Raw genomic sequence first — 16,248 nt, forward strand, 5'->3', positions numbered from 1 at the left:
AAAGTCCCCGCGTTCCTCGCCTTGCCCAATGGACCTGCCATGCCTTCTCTCGATGCCCACCTGCCCTCCTGGCAGGCGCTCAATGACCGCCATCCCTGCACTGCCCTGCTGGTGGGCAACGGCGCCAGCCGTGCCGTGTGGAAGCCGTTCGGCTACTTCTCGCTGTTCGAGGAGGCCCAGCGGGTCCGTCACAAGGCCTTGGGCGTAAGCGACCAGGCGCTGTTCAAGTCCCTGGGTACCGAGCTGTTCGAGCCGGTGCTCAGCACCCTGAACACCACCGTACGCGCCAATGCCGCGCTGGCCATCAACTCCACCGCGCCACTGAACCGCTACTACTCGATCAAGGAAGCCCTGATCCACGCCACGCGCGCCGTGCACCTGCCCTGGACGCGCGTGCCGAGCGACACCTTGGCGACGATCAACCAGGCTCTGCGCAGCTACCGCAACGTCTACACCAGTAACTACGACCTGCTCCTGCCTTGGGCTGTCAATCAGGCGCCGGAAGGCTTCGCCACGCTGTTCGACGAGCAGGGCTTCTTCGATGTGCGCCGCACCGCGACCGAAGGCATCCGCATCGTTCATCTGCACGGCGGGCTGCACCTGCTCAAACTCCCCGACGGCACCACCCGCCAGCGCAGCGCCGAATGCGCCGAGCTGCTCGAAGGCTTTGCCGTGAACATTCCGGGGGAAGTGCCGCTGTTCGTCAACGAGAGCCGCAGCGAAGAAAAACTGCGCGCCATCCGCGCCTCGGACTACCTGTCGTGGGGGTTGGGCCAACTGTCCGGGGAACGCGAGGGCCTATGCCTGTTCGGCCAGCATCTGGACGCCAGCGATCAGCACCTGCTCGAGGCCATTCGCCAAGCCCGGCCCACGCACCTGTCGATCGCCATCCGCCCCTTGAGCGAGGCGTCGATCATCAACCAGAAGCAGCATTTCATGCAGCGCTTCGCCGACCTGCCAGGAACGGCCGTGCACTTCTTCGACGCCGCCAGCCACCCGCTGGGCAACCCGGCGTTGGCAATCGTGGGGCCGGCAGAACACGCCCGACCCAGATGAATGCTCCACCTGTCATGGGCTGCTGTACACCCCAAGACAGGTCAAGCGGCGAGCAACCCATCCTGACGCAACAACGTCTCCAGGCAATGCTCCTTCACGCCATAGAACGCCTTCAGCTGCTCGATCTTGGCCAGCAATGCGGTGTTGTCCCCCGCCTGCCGGCGCTTGACCGCCAGAATCATCTTGTTCTTGTTGGTGTGCTCCAGGGAGATGAACTCGAACACCTTGGTCTCGTAGCCGCAGGCCTCGAGGTAAAGGGCGCGTAGGCTGTCGGTGAGCATCTCGGCCTGCTGGCCGAGGTGCAGGCCGTACTGCAACATCGGCTGGAGCAGGCCTGGGCTGTGCAGTTGCGGGCGGATCTGCTTGTGGCAACACGGCGAGCACATGATGATCGCGGCGTTGCAACGGATGCCGGTATGGATGGCGTAGTCGGTGGCAATGTCGCAGGCGTGCAACGCGATCATCACCTCGATGGCTTCGGGCACCACGCTGCGCACGTCGCCGCACTGGAACTCAAGGCCAGGGTGCTCCAGCCGCGCGGCAGCGGCGTTGCACAGGTCGACCATGTCCTGACGCAGCTCGACACCGGTCACCAGGGCTTCACGCACCAGGCTGTTGCGCAGGTAGTCGTGCATGGCGAAGGTCAGGTAGCCCTTGCCCGAACCAAAATCCGCCACCCGTAGCGGCTGGTCCATGGTCAGGGGTGCGCTGGCCAGGGCGTGGTCGAAGACCTCGATGAACTTGTTGATCTGCTTCCACTTGCGCGACATGGACGGAATCAACGCGCCCTGGGCATCGGTCACTCCTAAATCGCGCAAGAACGGCCGCGACAGCTCCAGGTAGCGCTTCTTCTCCCGATCATGGGTAGTGGCAGCCTGTTCACGGGCAGGTTGGGCGATGTGGCGCTGGAGCATCGGCTTGCCCTTTTTGCTGAAACCCAGCTGCACCTCGCCCTCGGCGGTGAACAGATGGGCATTGCGAAAACACTCGGGCAACAGCTCGGCCACCAGCGTCTGGGCCTGCTCCAGCGGCAGGTTGCGGGTAATGTCACGGGTCTGGTGGCGGTAGACCAGCGACAGGCAGTCCTGGCCCTTGACCTGTAAAGGCTTGGCGATGATCCGCTGAAGGGTCTGGTCAACGCCGACATGGCGCGCCAGCACCAGCTTGACCAGGGTACCGGCCTGCAAGGCATCGGCCAGCAAAGCCAGGAACTGGGCACGCGCATCCGGCGCGGTGGTAGCGGAGGGAGTGGCGGACATGGAAAGTGGGTGCCTCGAATCGCGGGGGGGGGGCGCGCAGCGCGCAATGGCCGGCATTTTACGTCGATGCCCGGCCAGCGCGAAGCTTTAATCGATGGACGCGGCTCAGTCCAGGATCACCAGGCGGTTGGGTAGCTCGTTGCGCGCGAAGGTCGGCGGTACGTGTTCGCTTAGCAGCTCGCCACAGGCTTCGATGCAATCGACGAAGCCCTGCAGGGTCTGGCCCTGGCACACCTGCTCGGTAAAGCGGGCGATGATGGCATCCCACGGCTGCTCGGGCAGATGCCGGGCAATGCCCTCGTCGACCAGGATCTCCACATGTCGCTCGGCCTCGCTGACGAAGATCAGCACCCCGGTAGCACCGGCGGTGTGTTGCAAGTTGAGCTCGAGAAACTGTTGCCGAGCCAGGCCCGAGGCGCGGCGCTGACGCAACAGGCGCGGGACCAGGCGGCTGGCCAAACGTGGATTGCGCAGCAGCAGGCACAGGCCGACGAACGTCACTACCTGGACCACCAACAGGCTGCGCAAATCAGGCCACCCCAAGGCCATGTGCGCCAGGCCCGGTATGGCCAAAGCCAGCAGCGCGGCCCATAGCAGGGGCAAGTAGGCGTAATCGTCCGCGCGGCGCGCCAGCACGGTCACCAGTTCCGCATCGGTGCGTTGCTCGGCCCGAGCGATGGCCTCGGCAATCTGGCGCTGCTCGTATTCGTTGAAGACAGTCATGCCATGGGTCTCTCGATCGTTCTTATTGTTGTTGTCCCGACAGCCGGTCGGCGGGAAGTGTATCTCATGATGCCCGCCATATAAGGCATAATCCGCCGCTGCATTGGACCAGGCAGGGCCGATCAGCCAAGTGAAGCCCGGCGAACTGTACAACAATAGCCGCCAAGAAAAACTCCGGCCGTGCACGTATCCCCCTGGATACGGCAAGGGGCCACGACAATGGAATTCATGATGAAACTGTCTTTGCTGGGCCTGGCCATGGGCCTTGCCAGTCAGGCGGCCCTGGCCGCCACCTCCGCACCGCCGCTGCAGGACAAGCAGGCGTTCATCGAACACCTGATCGGCCAGATGACCGAGGCCGAGAAGATCGGCCAGTTGCGCCTGATCAGCATCGGCCCGGAAATGCCCCGCGAGAAGATCCGTGAAGAAATCGCGGCCGGACGCATCGGCGGCACCTTCAACTCGCGCACTGCCCCCGAGAACCGGCCGATGCAGGACGCTGCTATGCGCAGCCGCCTGAAGATCCCGATGTTCTTCGCCTACGACACCATCCATGGCGAGCGCACCATTTTCCCGATCGGCCTGGGCCTGGCGGCGACTTGGGACATGGACGCCATTGCCAAGGTCGGCCGCACCTCGGCGATCGAGGCGGCCGCCGACTCCCTGGACATGACCTTCGGCCCGATGGTCGATATCGCCCGCGACCCACGCTGGGGCCGCACCAGCGAGGGCTTCGGTGAGGACACCTATCTCACTTCGAAAATCGGCCAGGTAATGGTCAAGGCATTCCAGGGCACCAGCCCGGCCGAACCCGACAGCATCATGGCCATCGTCAAGCACTTCGCCCTGTACGGCGCGGTGGAAGGCGGGCGCGACTACAACACAGTCGATATGAGCCTGCCGAAGATGTACAACGACTACCTGCCGCCCTACCGCGCCAGCCTGGAGGCCGGCGCCGGTGGCGTGATGGTCGCACTGAACTCGATCAATGGCGTGCCGGCCACCTCCAACACCTGGCTGATGAACGACCTGCTGCGCAAGGAGTGGGGCTTCAAGGGTGTGACCATCAGCGACCACGGCGCCATCCAGGAACTGATCCGCCATGGCGTGGCCCAGGACGGTCGCGAAGCCGCCAAGCTGGCCATCAAGGCCGGTATCGACATGAGCATGAACGACACGCTCTACGGCGAGGAACTGCCCGGCCTGCTCAAGTCCGGTGAAGTGACCCAGGCCGAACTGAACCAGGCCGTGCGCGAAGTGCTGGGCGCCAAGTACGACATGGGCCTGTTCAAGGACCCGTACGTGCGCATCGGCAAGGCCGAAAACGACGTCAAGGATTACTACGCTGAAAGCCGCCTGCACCGCGAAGCCGCCCGTGACGTGGCACGCCGCAGCCTGGTCCTGCTGGAAAACCGCGACCAGACCCTGCCTCTGAAGAAGGCCGGCACCATCGCCTTGGTCGGCCCTCTGGCCGATGCACCAATCGACATGATGGGCAGTTGGGCCGCCGACGGCAAACCGGAACACTCTGTGACCGTACGCGAAGGCCTGCGCCGCGCCTTGGAGGGCAAGGCCAAGCTGCTTTACGCCAAAGGCTCGAACGTCACCGGCGACAAGGCCATCTTCGACTACCTGAACTTCCTCAACTTCGCCGCGCCCGAGATCGTCGACGACCCGCGTCCAGCCGCCGTGCTGATCGACGAAGCGGTCAAGGCCGCCAAACAATCGGATGTGGTGGTGGCGGTGGTCGGCGAGTCTCGCGGCATGTCCCACGAATCCTCCAGCCGTACCACGCTGGAAATCCCGGCAGTGCAGCGTGACTTGATCAAGGCGCTGAAGGCTACCGGCAAGCCTTTGGTACTGGTGTTGATGAACGGCCGCCCGCTGTCGCTGGCCTGGGAGCGTGAGCAGGCCGACGCATTGCTGGAAACCTGGTTCAGCGGCACCGAAGGCGGCAACGCGATCGCCGATGTACTGTTCGGCGACTACAACCCGTCCGGCAAGCTGGCGATCACCTTCCCGCGTTCGGTCGGGCAAATCCCGATGTACTACAACCACATGCGCATCGGCCGGCCATACACTCCGGGCAAGCCAGGCAACTACACCTCGCAGTACTTCGAGGAGCCCAACGGCCCGCTCTACCCGTTCGGCTATGGCCTGAGCTACAGCAGCTTCGAACTGTCCGGCCTGTCGTTGGGTAGCCAGCAGCTCAAGCGTGGCGGCACGCTGGAGGCCAAGGTGACGGTGAAGAACACCGGCAAGCGCGACGGCGAAACCGTGGTCCAGCTCTACGTTCAGGATGTCAGCGCTTCCATGAGCCGCCCGGTCAAAGAACTGAAAAACTTCCAGAAACTGATGCTCAAGGCTGGCGAGTCGCGCACCTTGACCTTCCGCATCAGCGAGGATGATCTGAAGTTCTACAATGGCCAGCTGCAACGGGTCGCAGAGCCGGGGCAGTTCAATGTCCAGGTCGGCCTCGACTCCGAGGCTGTGCAGCAGCAGAGCTTCGAGTTGCTGTGACAACTTCCGCCCGCAGGGTTGCGCCCTAAGCACAGCCCTGTGGGCGTGGGTTTACCCGCGCCCACAGTCTGCGTGAAAAACCTTAAACACACCCAGCACAGGCCAAGGATCAGCCGCATGCTATTTTCCTTCCGAACCTTGCGTCTGGCCCTGATCGTCCTGGTGATTGTCATCGGCACCGCGCTCAGCGCTGGCTGGGCGATGCACCAGGCCAAGCGCCAGTCGATGGAGACCGACGCACGTCGGGCCAGCCAGCAACTGACCCTCTACGCCAATGCCCTGCACACCCTGATCGAGCGCTACCGTGCCCTGCCCGCCGTACTGGCGCTGGACCCGGAGCTGATCGCGGCCTTGCGCGGCCCGGTCACCGAACAGGTGCAGGACGCCCTGAACCGCAAGCTCGAACGCATCAACGGCGCCGCCAACTCCTCCACCCTGGAGTTGCTCGATCGCACGGGCTTGGCCATCGCGGCCAGCAACTGGCGGCTGCCGACGACCTATGTCGGCTCCAACTACGGCTTTCGCCCCTATTTCAAGCAGACCCGCAGCCACGGCAGCGGCCGCTTCTACGCGGTCGGTGTCACCAGTGGCGTACCAGGCTACTTCCTGGCCAACGCGGTCACCGACGAACAGGGACGCTTCCTCGGCGCCATGGTGGTCAAACTGGAGTTCCCCGAACTTGAGCGCGAATGGCGCCAAGGCAGCGACATCCTGTTGGTCAGCGATGCCCGAGGCATCACCTTCATCGCCAACCAGGACGGCTGGCGCTACCGTGAGCTACAGCCAATTTCCCCAGCCGACCGCGCCGAGCTTGCCGAGACCCGCCAGTACGACAAGCAACCCTTGGTCCCCCTGCAGCATCAGGTGCTGACCGACTTCGGCGCCAACAGCCATTTGAGCCGCGTGCAAGGCCCGGATGGCAGCGTCGACTACCTGTGGGAAAGCCTGCCGCTGGAGGCAGAAGGCTGGACCTTGCATCTGCTGCGTAAGCCCCAGGTCAGCGCCGACGGACGCAACGCCGCCCTGACTGCGGCGGCGATCTGGCTGAGCCTGGTGTTCGCCGCACTGTTCGTCAGCCAGCGCCTGCGCCTGGCACGCCTGCGCCAGCGCAGCCGCAACGAACTCAAGCGCCTGGTCGAAGAGCGCACCCGCGAACTGCGCACCGCCCAAGAGGGCCTGGTGCAGTCAGCCAAGCTTGCGGCCCTGGGGCAAATGTCGGCGGCTCTGGCCCATGAAATCAACCAGCCCCTGACCACCCAGCGCATGCAGCTCGAGACCCTGCGCCTGCTGCTCGACCACGGTCGCTACGACGAGGCCCGGCAGGCCCTGGAGCCGCTGGAGCAGATGCTCACGCGCATGGCGGCACTGACCGGCCATCTCAAGACCTTTGCCCGCAACAGCCCCGGCGGGCTACGCGAGCGCCTGGACCTGGCCACCGTGGTCGACCAGGCGTTGCACCTGCTCGATGCCCGCATCCGTGGCGAGGGCGTCGAAGTGGCGCTGTACCTGGCGCGCCCCGCGTGGGTCAGGGGCGATGCGATCCGCCTCGAGCAAGTGTTGATCAACCTGTTGCGCAATGCCCTCGACGCCATGGCCGACAAGCGTTACAAACGCCTGGAGATCCGAATCGAAGCCGATGATGGTCAGTGGCGCCTGAGCGTGCTGGACTCCGGCGGCGGTATCCCCCAGGCGGATCTGGCCCGAATCTTCGATCCGTTCTTCACCACCAAACCGGTCGGCGAAGGGCTCGGCCTGGGTCTGGCGATCTCTTATGGCATCGTCCATGAGGCCGGCGGCCAGTTGCAGGCCGAAAACCTGCCCGGTGGCGCCCGCCTGAGCCTTACCTTGCCCCGCGACCTGGAGCCTGTATGTTGAATTCGGTGATCGTCGTCGATGATGAAGCCAGCATCCGCACCGCGGTGCAGCAGTGGCTGAGCCTTTCGGGCTTCAGCGTGCAACTGTTCGCCCGCGCCGAAGAGTGCCTGGCCCAATTGCCGGAACACTTCCCAGGCGTGATCGTCAGCGATGTGCGCATGCCCGGCATCGATGGCCTGCAACTGCTCGAACGGCTGCAGGCACTGGACCCGGACCTTCCGGTGATCCTGCTCACCGGCCATGGCGACGTGCCCATGGCCGTCGAGGCCATGCGCAACGGCGCCTATGACTTTCTGGAAAAACCCTTTACGCCGCAGACCCTGCTCGGCAGCCTGCGCCGCGCCCTGGAGAAACGCCAGTTGGTGCTGGAGAACCGTCGCCTGCACCAGCAGGCCGATCTCAAGGCGCGCCTGGAAAACACCCTGCTGGGCATGTCCCAAGGCTTGCAGAGCCTGCGCCGGCAGGTGCTGGACCTGGCCAGCCTGCCGGTCAACGTGTTGATCCGCGGCGAAACCGGCAGCGGCAAGGAACGTGTGGCCCGTTGCCTGCACGACTTCGGTCCGCGCGCCGACAAGCCCTTCGTCGCCCTCAACTGCGCGGCGATTCCTGAAACGCTGTTCGAGGCCGAGCTGTTCGGACACGAGAGTGGCGCCTTCACCGGCGCCCAGGGCAAGCGCATCGGCAAGCTGGAATATGCCAACGGGGGAACCGTGTTTCTCGATGAGATCGAGAGCATGCCGCTGGCCCAGCAGGCCAAACTGCTGCGGGTGATTCAGGAGCAGAAGCTGGAGCGCCTGGGCGCCAACCAGAGCATCAGTGTCGACCTGCGCATTATCGCCGCCACCAAACCGGACCTGCTCGAAGAAGCCCGCGCCGGACGCTTTCGCGAAGACCTGGCGTACCGTCTGAACGTCGCCGAACTGCGCCTGGCACCACTGCGCGAACGGCGCGAGGACATCCCCCTGTTGTTCGAACACTTTGCCCGCGCTGCCGCCGAGCGCCTGGGCCGCACGGCCCCGCCGGTGAGCGGTGGGCAGTTGGCGCAACTGCTGGCCCATGATTGGCCAGGCAATGTGCGCGAGCTGGCCAATGCCGCCGAGCGCCACGCCCTGGGGCTGGGCGCGCCGAGCGTCGAGGCCAGCGCCGCAGGGCAATCGCTCGCCGGCCAGATGGAGGCGTTCGAGGCACAGTGCCTGCGCGCCGCGCTGCGACAGTACAAGGGTGAGATCAAGGCCGTGATGGAGGCCTTGCAACTGCCTCGGCGGACACTCAACGAAAAGATGCAGCGTCATGGGCTGGTGCGGGACGATTTTCTCGAGCGCGAATGAGCGGTTTTTTGCCTAGCCATCATGGCCGATGAGCAAAAAACCGCTTATCGAAAGTATTGAAGGGCGCGGCTACGCAGCCCATCGCGTGGCGACGTTGCGCCTGCAGGGCCTTTGGATTCGCGGGTTATGGAATGGTCGTGCGCCGAGATGGGGCATTCAGGCCCGCCAGTGCACGCCTTTGGCATAGCTTCTGCAAAACCCTTCTCAAGCGCTGACCTGCGCGCTCCACAAAAACAACGAGAAGGTATCCCCTGATGGATAACGCCAGCACCCTGCCCACCGGGGCGGCCATTGCGCCCGCCGCGGAAAAAACCACCGCAAGCCGTCTCAAGTCGATTTTCAGTGGCTCCATCGGCAACATGGTCGAATGGTACGACTGGTACGTCTATGCGGCGTTTTCACTGTACTTCGCCAAGGCCTTCTTCCCGGCCGGCGATACCACCGCACAACTGCTCAACACCGCCGCCATCTTCGCCGTGGGCTTTCTGATGCGCCCGATCGGTGGCTGGCTGATGGGCCTGTATGCCGACCGCAAGGGCCGCAAAGCCGCGCTGATGGCCTCGGTCCTGCTGATGTGCGCAGGCTCCCTGGTCATCGCCCTGACCCCTGGCTACGAGACCATCGGCGTCGCCGCGCCGATCCTGCTGGTCCTGGCGCGCCTGATGCAAGGCCTGTCGGTCGGCGGTGAGTACGGCACCTCGGCCACGTACCTCAGCGAGATGGCCAGCAAGGATCGCCGCGGCTTCTTCTCAAGCTTCCAATACGTGACCCTGATCTCCGGTCAGCTGATCGCCCTGGCGGTGCTGATCATCCTGCAACAGACGCTCACCACCGAGCAGCTGTATGCCTGGGGCTGGCGCGTACCCTTCGTGATCGGCGCGCTGTGCGCGGTGGTCGCCTTGTACCTGCGTCGCGGCATGGAGGAGACCAGCTCCTTCACCAAGAAGGAAAAGTCCAAGGAAAGCCTGATGCGCACCCTGCTGCGCCATCCCAAGGAACTGCTCACCGTGGTCGGCCTGACCATGGGCGGCACCCTGGCCTTCTACACCTACACCACCTACATGCAGAAATACCTGGTGAACACCGTAGGCATGAGCATCAGCGACTCGACCACCATCTCGGCGGCCACTTTGTTCCTGTTCATGTGCCTGCAACCGGTGATCGGTGGACTCTCCGACAAGATCGGTCGTCGTCCGATCCTGATCGCCTTCGGCGTGCTCGGAACCTTGTTCACCGTACCGATCCTCAGCACCCTGCACACCGTGCAGACCTGGTGGGGCGCCTTCTTCCTGATCATGGCGGCGCTGATCATCGTCAGTGGCTACACCTCCATTAACGCCGTGGTCAAAGCCGAGCTGTTCCCCACCGAGATCCGCGCCCTGGGCGTCGGCCTGCCCTACGCCCTGACCGTCTCGATCTTCGGCGGCACCGCCGAGTACGTGGCCCTGTGGTTCAAGAGCAACGGCATGGAAACCGGCTTCTACTGGTACGTCACCGGCTGCATCGCTTGCTCGCTGCTGGTCTACGCGACCATGAAAGACACCGCCAAGCATTCGCGGATCACGACTGACTGATCCTGCTCACGCGGTAATCGAAAAGGGGCGCTCCGGCTGACGGAGCGCCCCTTTTTCATGGTTCGGCGAGCAGTGAGCCAATTACGCCCCAGACAGTGACGGCCGTCAGGAAGCTTTTAACTCCCGACGCGCTTCGCGGTTATAGAACGACGCCATCAGAATCAGCACCAACAAGATGCCGCCGAGCACCGCTGAAGAGCCCACCGTACCGAAGTCCATCCCGCCTTTTTCGTGCGGTTTTGTCAGGAAGTCGCCCAAGGTCGCACCGAATGGGCGGGTCAGGACGAATGCGATCCAGAACAGCGCCACGCCTGGGATACGGGTCCAGTAGCGGGCCAGCACCACCAGGCCGATGGTGCTGCCGATCAGCAGTGCGCCACCGGCGAAACCGAGGCCTGAGTCGTCCGCCAGGAAGTCGCCCAGCGCGGTGCCAAGGGTGTTGGAAAACAGGATTGCCACCCAGTAGAACAGCTCGCCGCCTCGGTTCTTGATGCGGGTGACGTCCAGCGGATTTCCGCTCAGGCGCCAAAGGGCGAACGTCAGCAGCAAGATGCCGATCAGGATGGCCGAACCCGCGGCATAGCCCAGGCCCAGGGTACGGTCCATGAAATCGGACATCGTGGTGCCCGCAGTACTGGTGGATAGGATGACCAGCCAGTAGAGCCAGGGATTGTATGAACGAGAGTAAAGCTGGGTGAGCAATGTCACCAGAAACACGCTGATCAACAGCAGCGAGCTCATGGCATAGCCAATATCGAGGGTCATCGACAGCAGGTCGCCCGCCGTCTCGCCCAAAGTGGTGGCGCAGATCTTCATGACCCAGAAGGCCAAGGTGATTTGCGGAAGTTTATTCATTGTTTGCCGCTCCTGGGTTGAGTGGGCGCGATGCTGAGCGGGCGGGTTTGAAAAAACGGTTGGTGGAGCATGAAAAAAGCGTTCGTTCATCGAAGGTTTCATTTAACTCGGGATTAATTCCCCTCCCGCATCCTTGAACCGTGGAGAGACGAGGGCGCAAAGCGCCTGTCTCGCAGCACCTCTGTCGTTTAAAAGACGAAAGCGCGCCCAAACACATCGATTAAATCGATTTTTATGCGTGATTTTTTGCGCTTTTTAATCAAATTAATCGGCGTAGCATTAAACCCATAGAAACAAACAACCCGCGAATCTCACTGGAGCAACGACCATGAAAAGCAAACTGATCCTGACCCTGGCTCTGTCGGCACTGGCTACCGGTGCATTCGCCGAAGACGGTTTCGACCGTACCAGCGCCCACAGCTTCGCCGCCGCCCAGACCCAATCGGCAACTTACGCCGAAGATGGCTACGACCGCACCGGCGCACAACGCTTCGCTGAAGACGGCTACGACCGCACCGGTGCACAGCGCTTCGCTGAAGACGGCTACGACCGCACCGGCGCACAGCGCTTCGCTGAAGACGGCTACGACCGCACCGGCGCACAGCGCTTCGCCGAAGACGGCTTCAACCGCACCGGCGCACAGCGCTTCGCCGAAGACGGCTTCAACCGAACCGGCGCACAGCGCTTCGCCGAAGATGGCTACGACCGCACCGGCGCACAGCGCTTCGCCGAAGACGGCTTCGACCGCACCAATGCCCACCGCATCAGCTGATCCGATGCGAGCGCCCAGCCCGGCTTCGGCCGGGCTTGATCATTTCCAGCGGGCTGGAGCCTTGGCACACTAGGCACCTCGTTCACAACAAGGAAAGGGCCTACGGGCCTTGCGCAGATGTACTACTACGAACCCGCCAAAGGCCATGGCCTGCCCCACGACCCGTTCAATGCCATCGTTGGCCCCCGCCCTATCGGCTGGATCTCTTCCCAGGACCAGCAAGGCCGCCTCAATTTGGCGCCTTACAGTTTCTTCAACGCCTTCAACTACATTCCACCGATCATCGGTTTCTGCAGCGTTGGGCGCAAAGACAGCCTGAACAATATCGAGCAGACCGGCGAATTCGTTTGGAACCTGGCGACCCGAACACTGGCCGAGCCGATGAACCAAAGCTGCGCGGCGGTAGCCGCGGATGTCGATGAGTTCGAATTGAGCGGTCTGACGCCGACGGCATCGCGCATCGTCGGTGTACCTCGAGTAGGCGAAAGCCCGGTGGCCTTCGAATGCAAGGTGAGCCAGATCGTGCAGCTCAAGCGGGCCGACCAGGCGCTGGTGCCCAGTTGGCTGATCCTGGGGGAAGTCGTGGCCGTGCACATCGCCGAGCATCTGCTCAAAGATGGCATCTACGACACCGCCGCCGCCGAGCCGATCCTGCGGGGAGGAGGCCCAGCGGACTACTTCGAGCTGGGCAATCTGTTCAAGATGGCCCGCCCGCAGGTCTGATCAGAAAATCAGTTCGCCTTCCTCGCCCACGCCTTGCAGGCGTGCGAGTTCGGTACAGGCGGCCTCGTCGGCCGCCACTGCACTCTGAAACACCTGGCCATCGAGCACCTTGTGAAAGCGCGGCGCGCCGCCCATGCCCAGGGCTTTTACGGCGATGGCCGCGTTGTAACCACCGCCTTGTACAGGGACCATCGCCGAAACGGCTTCGAAGTGGGAAAACTCTCTACGTGCCATGCTGCAAATCCGCATCCGAAAAACGAGGGCCGCCATTCTACCCCTCAATCACGGATGAAGTTTCACGCCTCTGTAGGAGCAGGTTTGCCCGCAAAAAGTCCATGCATAGACATCAGGCAAACGTATGCAGGTCCAGGCTGCTCACCACCTGGGCCTGCACCAGCTCGCCAAACACCTCGAGGGTCGGCGAAGCGAAGTAGCCGCTCATGGCTTGCTGATCGCTCCAGCTGCCGCTGAGCAACCACAGGTCGTCGTCGGCCTGGGACCGCTGTACGGTAAAACTCAGGCAACCCGGGGTACGCAGCGAAGGCTCCAGCAGGTCGCGCAGACGCGCGCCCAGTTCCGCCGAACGACCGCTGCTGGCACGGATGAAAGCCAGGTGAGTGACCGGTTGTGGCTGGGTCATGAACGATCTCCTTGAAGCATGCGGACGGAAAAACCAGGCTGCCAAGGTTAGTGCCCCGCCCTCGCGCGACGTTAGGTCATTACTGCCGCTCGATTGCCTGATCCTGCCGCGCGGCAGGATCAGGCAATCGAGCGGCAGCTTTCGACTAGCGCCTGTCATTGCCCAAACCTATGCTGCGTCGGTCAGCAGAGGAAACCGCCATGCCCGCAACACCCTTGGAACCCACCCTCGAGGCCCAGCGCCAGGAGCTGGCCGACCTGATTGGCCGCCATGCCGGCGAGCCTTATGGTCCGGCATCGGCCATCGAGGATCTGTACCTGGTCCGCTACCGCGAAAGCGTGCGCTCGATGCCGGCTCTGGCGCAGCCGGCGTTGTGCGTCCTGGCCCAGGGCAGCAAGACCTTGTTCCTGGGCGATGAGCGCTACGCCTATGATCCGCTGCATTACATGGTGGTGTCGGTGACCTTGCCGATCAGCGGTGCGCTGCTCGAAGCCAGCCCCGAGAACCCGAGCCTTGGCCTTCGCATGGACATCGATCCGGCGCAGATCAGCCAGCTGATCGCCGAAAGCAGCCCGATGATGGTGCCCAACCTACCGTCTGGCCGGGGCCTGTATGTGGAAAGGACCGATCCGCAGTTGCTCGACGCCTTGCTGCGCCTGCTCCGGTTGCTCGATTCTCCAAGGGACATCCCGGTGTTGGCGCCACTGATTCGCCGCGAGATTCTCTACCGGTTACTGCGCGGCCCGCAGGGCCATCGCCTGTATGAAATCGCCCTGGCCAACAGCCAGACCCACCGCGTCTGCCAAGCCATCACCTGGCTCAACCGCCACTATCAGCAGCCGCTGCGCATCGAAGACCTGGCCCGGGAAGTGAACCTCAGCACCTCGACCTTGCACCACAGGTTCAAGGCCGTGACCTCGATGAGCCCCTTGCAGTACCAGAAACAGCTGCGCCTGCAGGAAGCCCGTCGGCTGATGCTCAATGACGGACTGGAAGCCGCCGTGGCGGGCTATCGGGTGGGGTATGAAAGCCCCTCGCAGTTCAGCCGTGAATACAGCCGGTTGTATGGGGCGCCGCCGATTCGGGACGTGGCGCGGCTGCGGGCCAACGCCAGTTGAGGCAAGGCCGCTTCCAGCAAGGCCTGCCTAAGGAGACCCAGTGGAAGCGGCTTTATCCGCGAACATGACCTCAGGGCTGGTGTTCGCCCTCAACCTGCCACCGCAGCTTGCCACTGCGTCTGGTCGACCTGGATCAAGGTCGGTCCCTTGCGCTCGACCGCTTTGTGCAGCGCCGCCTGCAACTGCGCGACATCGCCCACATTGCATGCCGCCGCGCCCAGCGCCTGGGCCACGCCGATGAAGTCAGGGGTATGGATGTCCACACCCACCGGCTCAATGGCTCGGTTGACCATGTACTTCTTGATTTCCTCGTACCCCTGGTTGTTCCACAGCAGCACGATCAACGGCACCTGGGCCTCCACCGCGCTGGCGAGCTCCGGCAGGGTGAACTGCAAGCCACCATCGCCGATCAGGCAAACCGCGGGCGATCGGTCCGCTGCGTCTTCGGCGCTGCCGAGCCAGGCGCCCATGGCGGCCGGCAAGGCGTAGCCCAGGGTGCCGTAGCCGGTCGAGGCGTTGAACCAGCGCCGTGGCTGGGACATGTCCAGCGTGAGATTGCCGGTGTACACCGGTTGGGTCGAGTCGCCCACCAGGATTGCCGTAGGCAGGGCCTCGAGAATGCCGGTGAGTAGACGGGTCTGGCTCAGGGTCGGCTGGTCCCAGGTGCTGGCCAGGTCCCTGCGCAGGCGTGCGGCACGGGCACTACCCCAGGCGGCGTTCAGCGCGGGTGTAGGCAGCGCTTGCAAGGCAGCCAGCAGCGCCTCGGCGGCTTGTTCGGCGTCAGCGACGAGTGCCAGCTCCGGCAGGTAGTTGCGCACGGTCTGGTCGGGATCGATGTCGATGCGCAGCAAACTACCCGGGATTTCGAAACCGCCCTTGAAGGTAACGTCATAGTCGGTTTCGGCCAGCTCGGTGCCGATCGCCAGCACCACATCGGCCTCCGCCACCAACACGCGCGTCGCGACCAGCGATTGGGTCGAGCCGATCTGCAATGGATGGCTGGCCGGCAACAGGCCCTTGGCATTGATGGTCAGGGCCACCGGTGCCTGCAGGTGCTCGGCAAGCGCCGCCAGTGCAGGGCCTGCCGCCAGCGCACCGCCACCGGCCAGGATCAGCGGACGCTGGGCCTTGGCCAGGCGCTCGGCCATCAGCGCCACAGTCCGGGGCGCTGCCCCCGCACGAGCGGTGCGTACAGGCCGCGCCGGCAACAGGTGGTCGGCGGGCTCGACCAGCACGTCCAGGGGGATCTCGATATGCACAGGCCGAGGACGTGCGCCCTCGAACACCGCGAAGGCGCGCGCCAGCACTTGCGGCAGGTCGTCAGCGCTCATCAGGGTGTGGGAAAACGCCGCCACGCCGGCAACCAACGCACCTTGGTTGGGCAGTTCATGCAGTTTGCCGCGACCACCACCAAGCTGGTCCCGGGACTGCACGCTGGAAATCACCAGCATCGGAATCGAGTCGGCGTAGGCCTGACCCATGGCGGTGGTGATGTTGGTCATGCCCGGGCCGGTGATGATGAAGCAGACCCCGGGCTTGCCGCGGGTACGGGCATAGCCGTCGGCCATGAACCCAGCGCCCTGTTCATGACGAGGGGTGATGTGGCGGATGGAGGAACCCGCGAGGCCCCGGTAGAGCTCCACGGTATGCACGCCCGGAATCCCGAAGACATGGTCCACGCCATAGCCTTCGAGGAGATTGACCAATACTTCGCCGCAGGTTGCCATCGGATTCACCCTGGTTCTTGTTGAAAATCTGTGTTTATGGAACCAAGGCGCAGCTATCGCCACAATGCAAAAAAACAC

The 16,248-nt window shown here is 63.7% G+C and carries 14 protein-coding genes; 8 read left to right on the top strand and 6 right to left on the bottom strand.

Translation table 11 applies throughout. From position 1 onward, the window contains the following. Nucleotides 1-39: 39 nt before the first annotated feature. Nucleotides 40-1,056, top strand: a complete 1,017-nt coding sequence (locus AB1N67_RS19690; RefSeq protein WP_043206441.1) for a DUF4917 family protein — start codon at nucleotides 40-42, stop codon at nucleotides 1,054-1,056. 41 nt (nucleotides 1,057-1,097) lie between these two features. On the opposite strand, the gene AB1N67_RS19695 is transcribed toward AB1N67_RS19690, so the two are convergent. Together AB1N67_RS19695 and AB1N67_RS19700 are read right to left on the bottom strand one after the other, a co-directional pair. After that, nucleotides 1,098-2,315, bottom strand: a complete 1,218-nt coding sequence (locus tag AB1N67_RS19695) for an SAM-dependent methyltransferase (protein ID WP_102081805.1) — start codon at nucleotides 2,313-2,315, stop codon at nucleotides 1,098-1,100. Between the two features lie 105 nt (nucleotides 2,316-2,420). Then, nucleotides 2,421-3,038, bottom strand: a complete 618-nt coding sequence (locus AB1N67_RS19700) for a TPM domain-containing protein (RefSeq protein WP_070574840.1) — start codon at nucleotides 3,036-3,038, stop codon at nucleotides 2,421-2,423. Nucleotides 3,039-3,266: 228 nt separating this feature from the next. Here AB1N67_RS19700 and bglX point away from each other — a divergent pair, with 228 nt between their 5' ends. From bglX to AB1N67_RS19720, 4 genes are all read left to right on the top strand, one after another. Beyond that, nucleotides 3,267-5,558, top strand: coding sequence for a beta-glucosidase BglX (gene bglX, locus AB1N67_RS19705; RefSeq protein WP_043206527.1), 2,292 nt, complete (start codon nucleotides 3,267-3,269; stop codon nucleotides 5,556-5,558). Nucleotides 5,559-5,675: 117 nt separating this feature from the next. Next, on the top strand, nucleotides 5,676-7,433 hold the full coding sequence (locus tag AB1N67_RS19710; RefSeq protein WP_043206439.1) for an ATP-binding protein: 1,758 nt from the start codon (nucleotides 5,676-5,678) through the stop codon (nucleotides 7,431-7,433). Then, a complete protein-coding gene (locus AB1N67_RS19715; protein ID WP_043206438.1) occupies nucleotides 7,427-8,761 on the top strand; it encodes a sigma-54 dependent transcriptional regulator in 1,335 nt (444 codons plus the stop codon). Before AB1N67_RS19710 ends, AB1N67_RS19715 begins: the two co-directional genes overlap by 7 nt. 254 nt (nucleotides 8,762-9,015) lie before the next feature. Then, nucleotides 9,016-10,335: an MFS transporter gene (locus AB1N67_RS19720; RefSeq protein ID WP_043206437.1), complete on the top strand. Its 1,320-nt coding sequence runs from the start codon at nucleotides 9,016-9,018 to the stop codon at nucleotides 10,333-10,335. Between the two features lie 105 nt (nucleotides 10,336-10,440). Here the strand turns inward: AB1N67_RS19720 and AB1N67_RS19725 are convergent, their stop codons facing one another. Further along, the gene (locus AB1N67_RS19725) at nucleotides 10,441-11,190 is read right to left on the bottom strand and encodes a hypothetical protein (protein WP_102081804.1); all 750 of its coding nucleotides are present in this window, start codon (nucleotides 11,188-11,190) and stop codon (nucleotides 10,441-10,443) included. A 328-nt stretch (nucleotides 11,191-11,518) separates the two neighbouring features. Here AB1N67_RS19725 and AB1N67_RS19730 point away from each other — a divergent pair, with 328 nt between their 5' ends. Then, nucleotides 11,519-11,962, top strand: a complete 444-nt coding sequence (locus tag AB1N67_RS19730; protein WP_102081803.1) for a heme utilization protein — start codon at nucleotides 11,519-11,521, stop codon at nucleotides 11,960-11,962. 117 nt (nucleotides 11,963-12,079) lie between these two features. Then, the gene (locus AB1N67_RS19735; protein ID WP_043206434.1) at nucleotides 12,080-12,685 is read left to right on the top strand and encodes a flavin reductase family protein; all 606 of its coding nucleotides are present in this window, start codon (nucleotides 12,080-12,082) and stop codon (nucleotides 12,683-12,685) included. Here the strand turns inward: AB1N67_RS19735 and AB1N67_RS19740 are convergent, their stop codons facing one another. Both AB1N67_RS19740 and AB1N67_RS19745 read right to left on the bottom strand, forming a co-directional pair. Beyond that, nucleotides 12,686-12,919 (bottom strand): hypothetical protein, encoded by a 234-nt coding sequence (locus AB1N67_RS19740; RefSeq protein ID WP_090345107.1) that lies wholly within the window; start codon nucleotides 12,917-12,919, stop codon nucleotides 12,686-12,688. Nucleotides 12,920-13,031: 112 nt separating this feature from the next. Next, a complete protein-coding gene (locus AB1N67_RS19745) occupies nucleotides 13,032-13,325 on the bottom strand; it encodes a putative quinol monooxygenase (RefSeq protein WP_043206432.1) in 294 nt (97 codons plus the stop codon). Between the two features lie 200 nt (nucleotides 13,326-13,525). Between AB1N67_RS19745 and AB1N67_RS19750 the strand changes: the two genes are divergently transcribed. Beyond that, nucleotides 13,526-14,443 (top strand): AraC family transcriptional regulator, encoded by a 918-nt coding sequence (locus tag AB1N67_RS19750; protein ID WP_090344979.1) that lies wholly within the window; start codon nucleotides 13,526-13,528, stop codon nucleotides 14,441-14,443. Between the two features lie 89 nt (nucleotides 14,444-14,532). On the opposite strand, the gene AB1N67_RS19755 is transcribed toward AB1N67_RS19750, so the two are convergent. Further along, complete coding sequence (locus tag AB1N67_RS19755; protein WP_367863336.1) at nucleotides 14,533-16,170, bottom strand: 5-guanidino-2-oxopentanoate decarboxylase; 1,638 nt, start codon at nucleotides 16,168-16,170, stop codon at nucleotides 14,533-14,535. Nucleotides 16,171-16,248 lie beyond the last annotated feature (78 nt).

It is taken from the genome of Pseudomonas guariconensis (assembly GCF_040822035.1).
Lineage (GTDB): Bacteria > Pseudomonadota > Gammaproteobacteria > Pseudomonadales > Pseudomonadaceae > Aquipseudomonas > Aquipseudomonas guariconensis.

What these genes read in the sequence shown, in the direction of transcription:
- AB1N67_RS19715 (WP_043206438.1), top strand. Translation starts at nt 7,427, where the DNA reads ATGTTGAATTCGGTGATCGTCGTCGATGATGAAGCCAGCATCCGCACC.
- AB1N67_RS19700 (WP_070574840.1), bottom strand. Translation starts at nt 3,038, where the DNA reads ATGACTGTCTTCAACGAATACGAGCAGCGCCAGATTGCCGAGGCCATC.
- AB1N67_RS19725 (WP_102081804.1), bottom strand. Translation starts at nt 11,190, where the DNA reads ATGAATAAACTTCCGCAAATCACCTTGGCCTTCTGGGTCATGAAGATC.
- AB1N67_RS19695 (WP_102081805.1), bottom strand. Translation starts at nt 2,315, where the DNA reads ATGTCCGCCACTCCCTCCGCTACCACCGCGCCGGATGCGCGTGCCCAG.
- AB1N67_RS19755 (WP_367863336.1), bottom strand. Translation starts at nt 16,170, where the DNA reads ATGGCAACCTGCGGCGAAGTATTGGTCAATCTCCTCGAAGGCTATGGC.
- AB1N67_RS19720 (WP_043206437.1), top strand. Translation starts at nt 9,016, where the DNA reads ATGGATAACGCCAGCACCCTGCCCACCGGGGCGGCCATTGCGCCCGCC.
- AB1N67_RS19730 (WP_102081803.1), top strand. Translation starts at nt 11,519, where the DNA reads ATGAAAAGCAAACTGATCCTGACCCTGGCTCTGTCGGCACTGGCTACC.
- AB1N67_RS19735 (WP_043206434.1), top strand. Translation starts at nt 12,080, where the DNA reads ATGTACTACTACGAACCCGCCAAAGGCCATGGCCTGCCCCACGACCCG.
- AB1N67_RS19690 (WP_043206441.1), top strand. Translation starts at nt 40, where the DNA reads ATGCCTTCTCTCGATGCCCACCTGCCCTCCTGGCAGGCGCTCAATGAC.
- bglX (WP_043206527.1), top strand. Translation starts at nt 3,267, where the DNA reads ATGATGAAACTGTCTTTGCTGGGCCTGGCCATGGGCCTTGCCAGTCAG.
- AB1N67_RS19750 (WP_090344979.1), top strand. Translation starts at nt 13,526, where the DNA reads ATGCCCGCAACACCCTTGGAACCCACCCTCGAGGCCCAGCGCCAGGAG.
- AB1N67_RS19710 (WP_043206439.1), top strand. Translation starts at nt 5,676, where the DNA reads ATGCTATTTTCCTTCCGAACCTTGCGTCTGGCCCTGATCGTCCTGGTG.
- AB1N67_RS19740 (WP_090345107.1), bottom strand. Translation starts at nt 12,919, where the DNA reads ATGGCACGTAGAGAGTTTTCCCACTTCGAAGCCGTTTCGGCGATGGTC.
- AB1N67_RS19745 (WP_043206432.1), bottom strand. Translation starts at nt 13,325, where the DNA reads ATGACCCAGCCACAACCGGTCACTCACCTGGCTTTCATCCGTGCCAGC.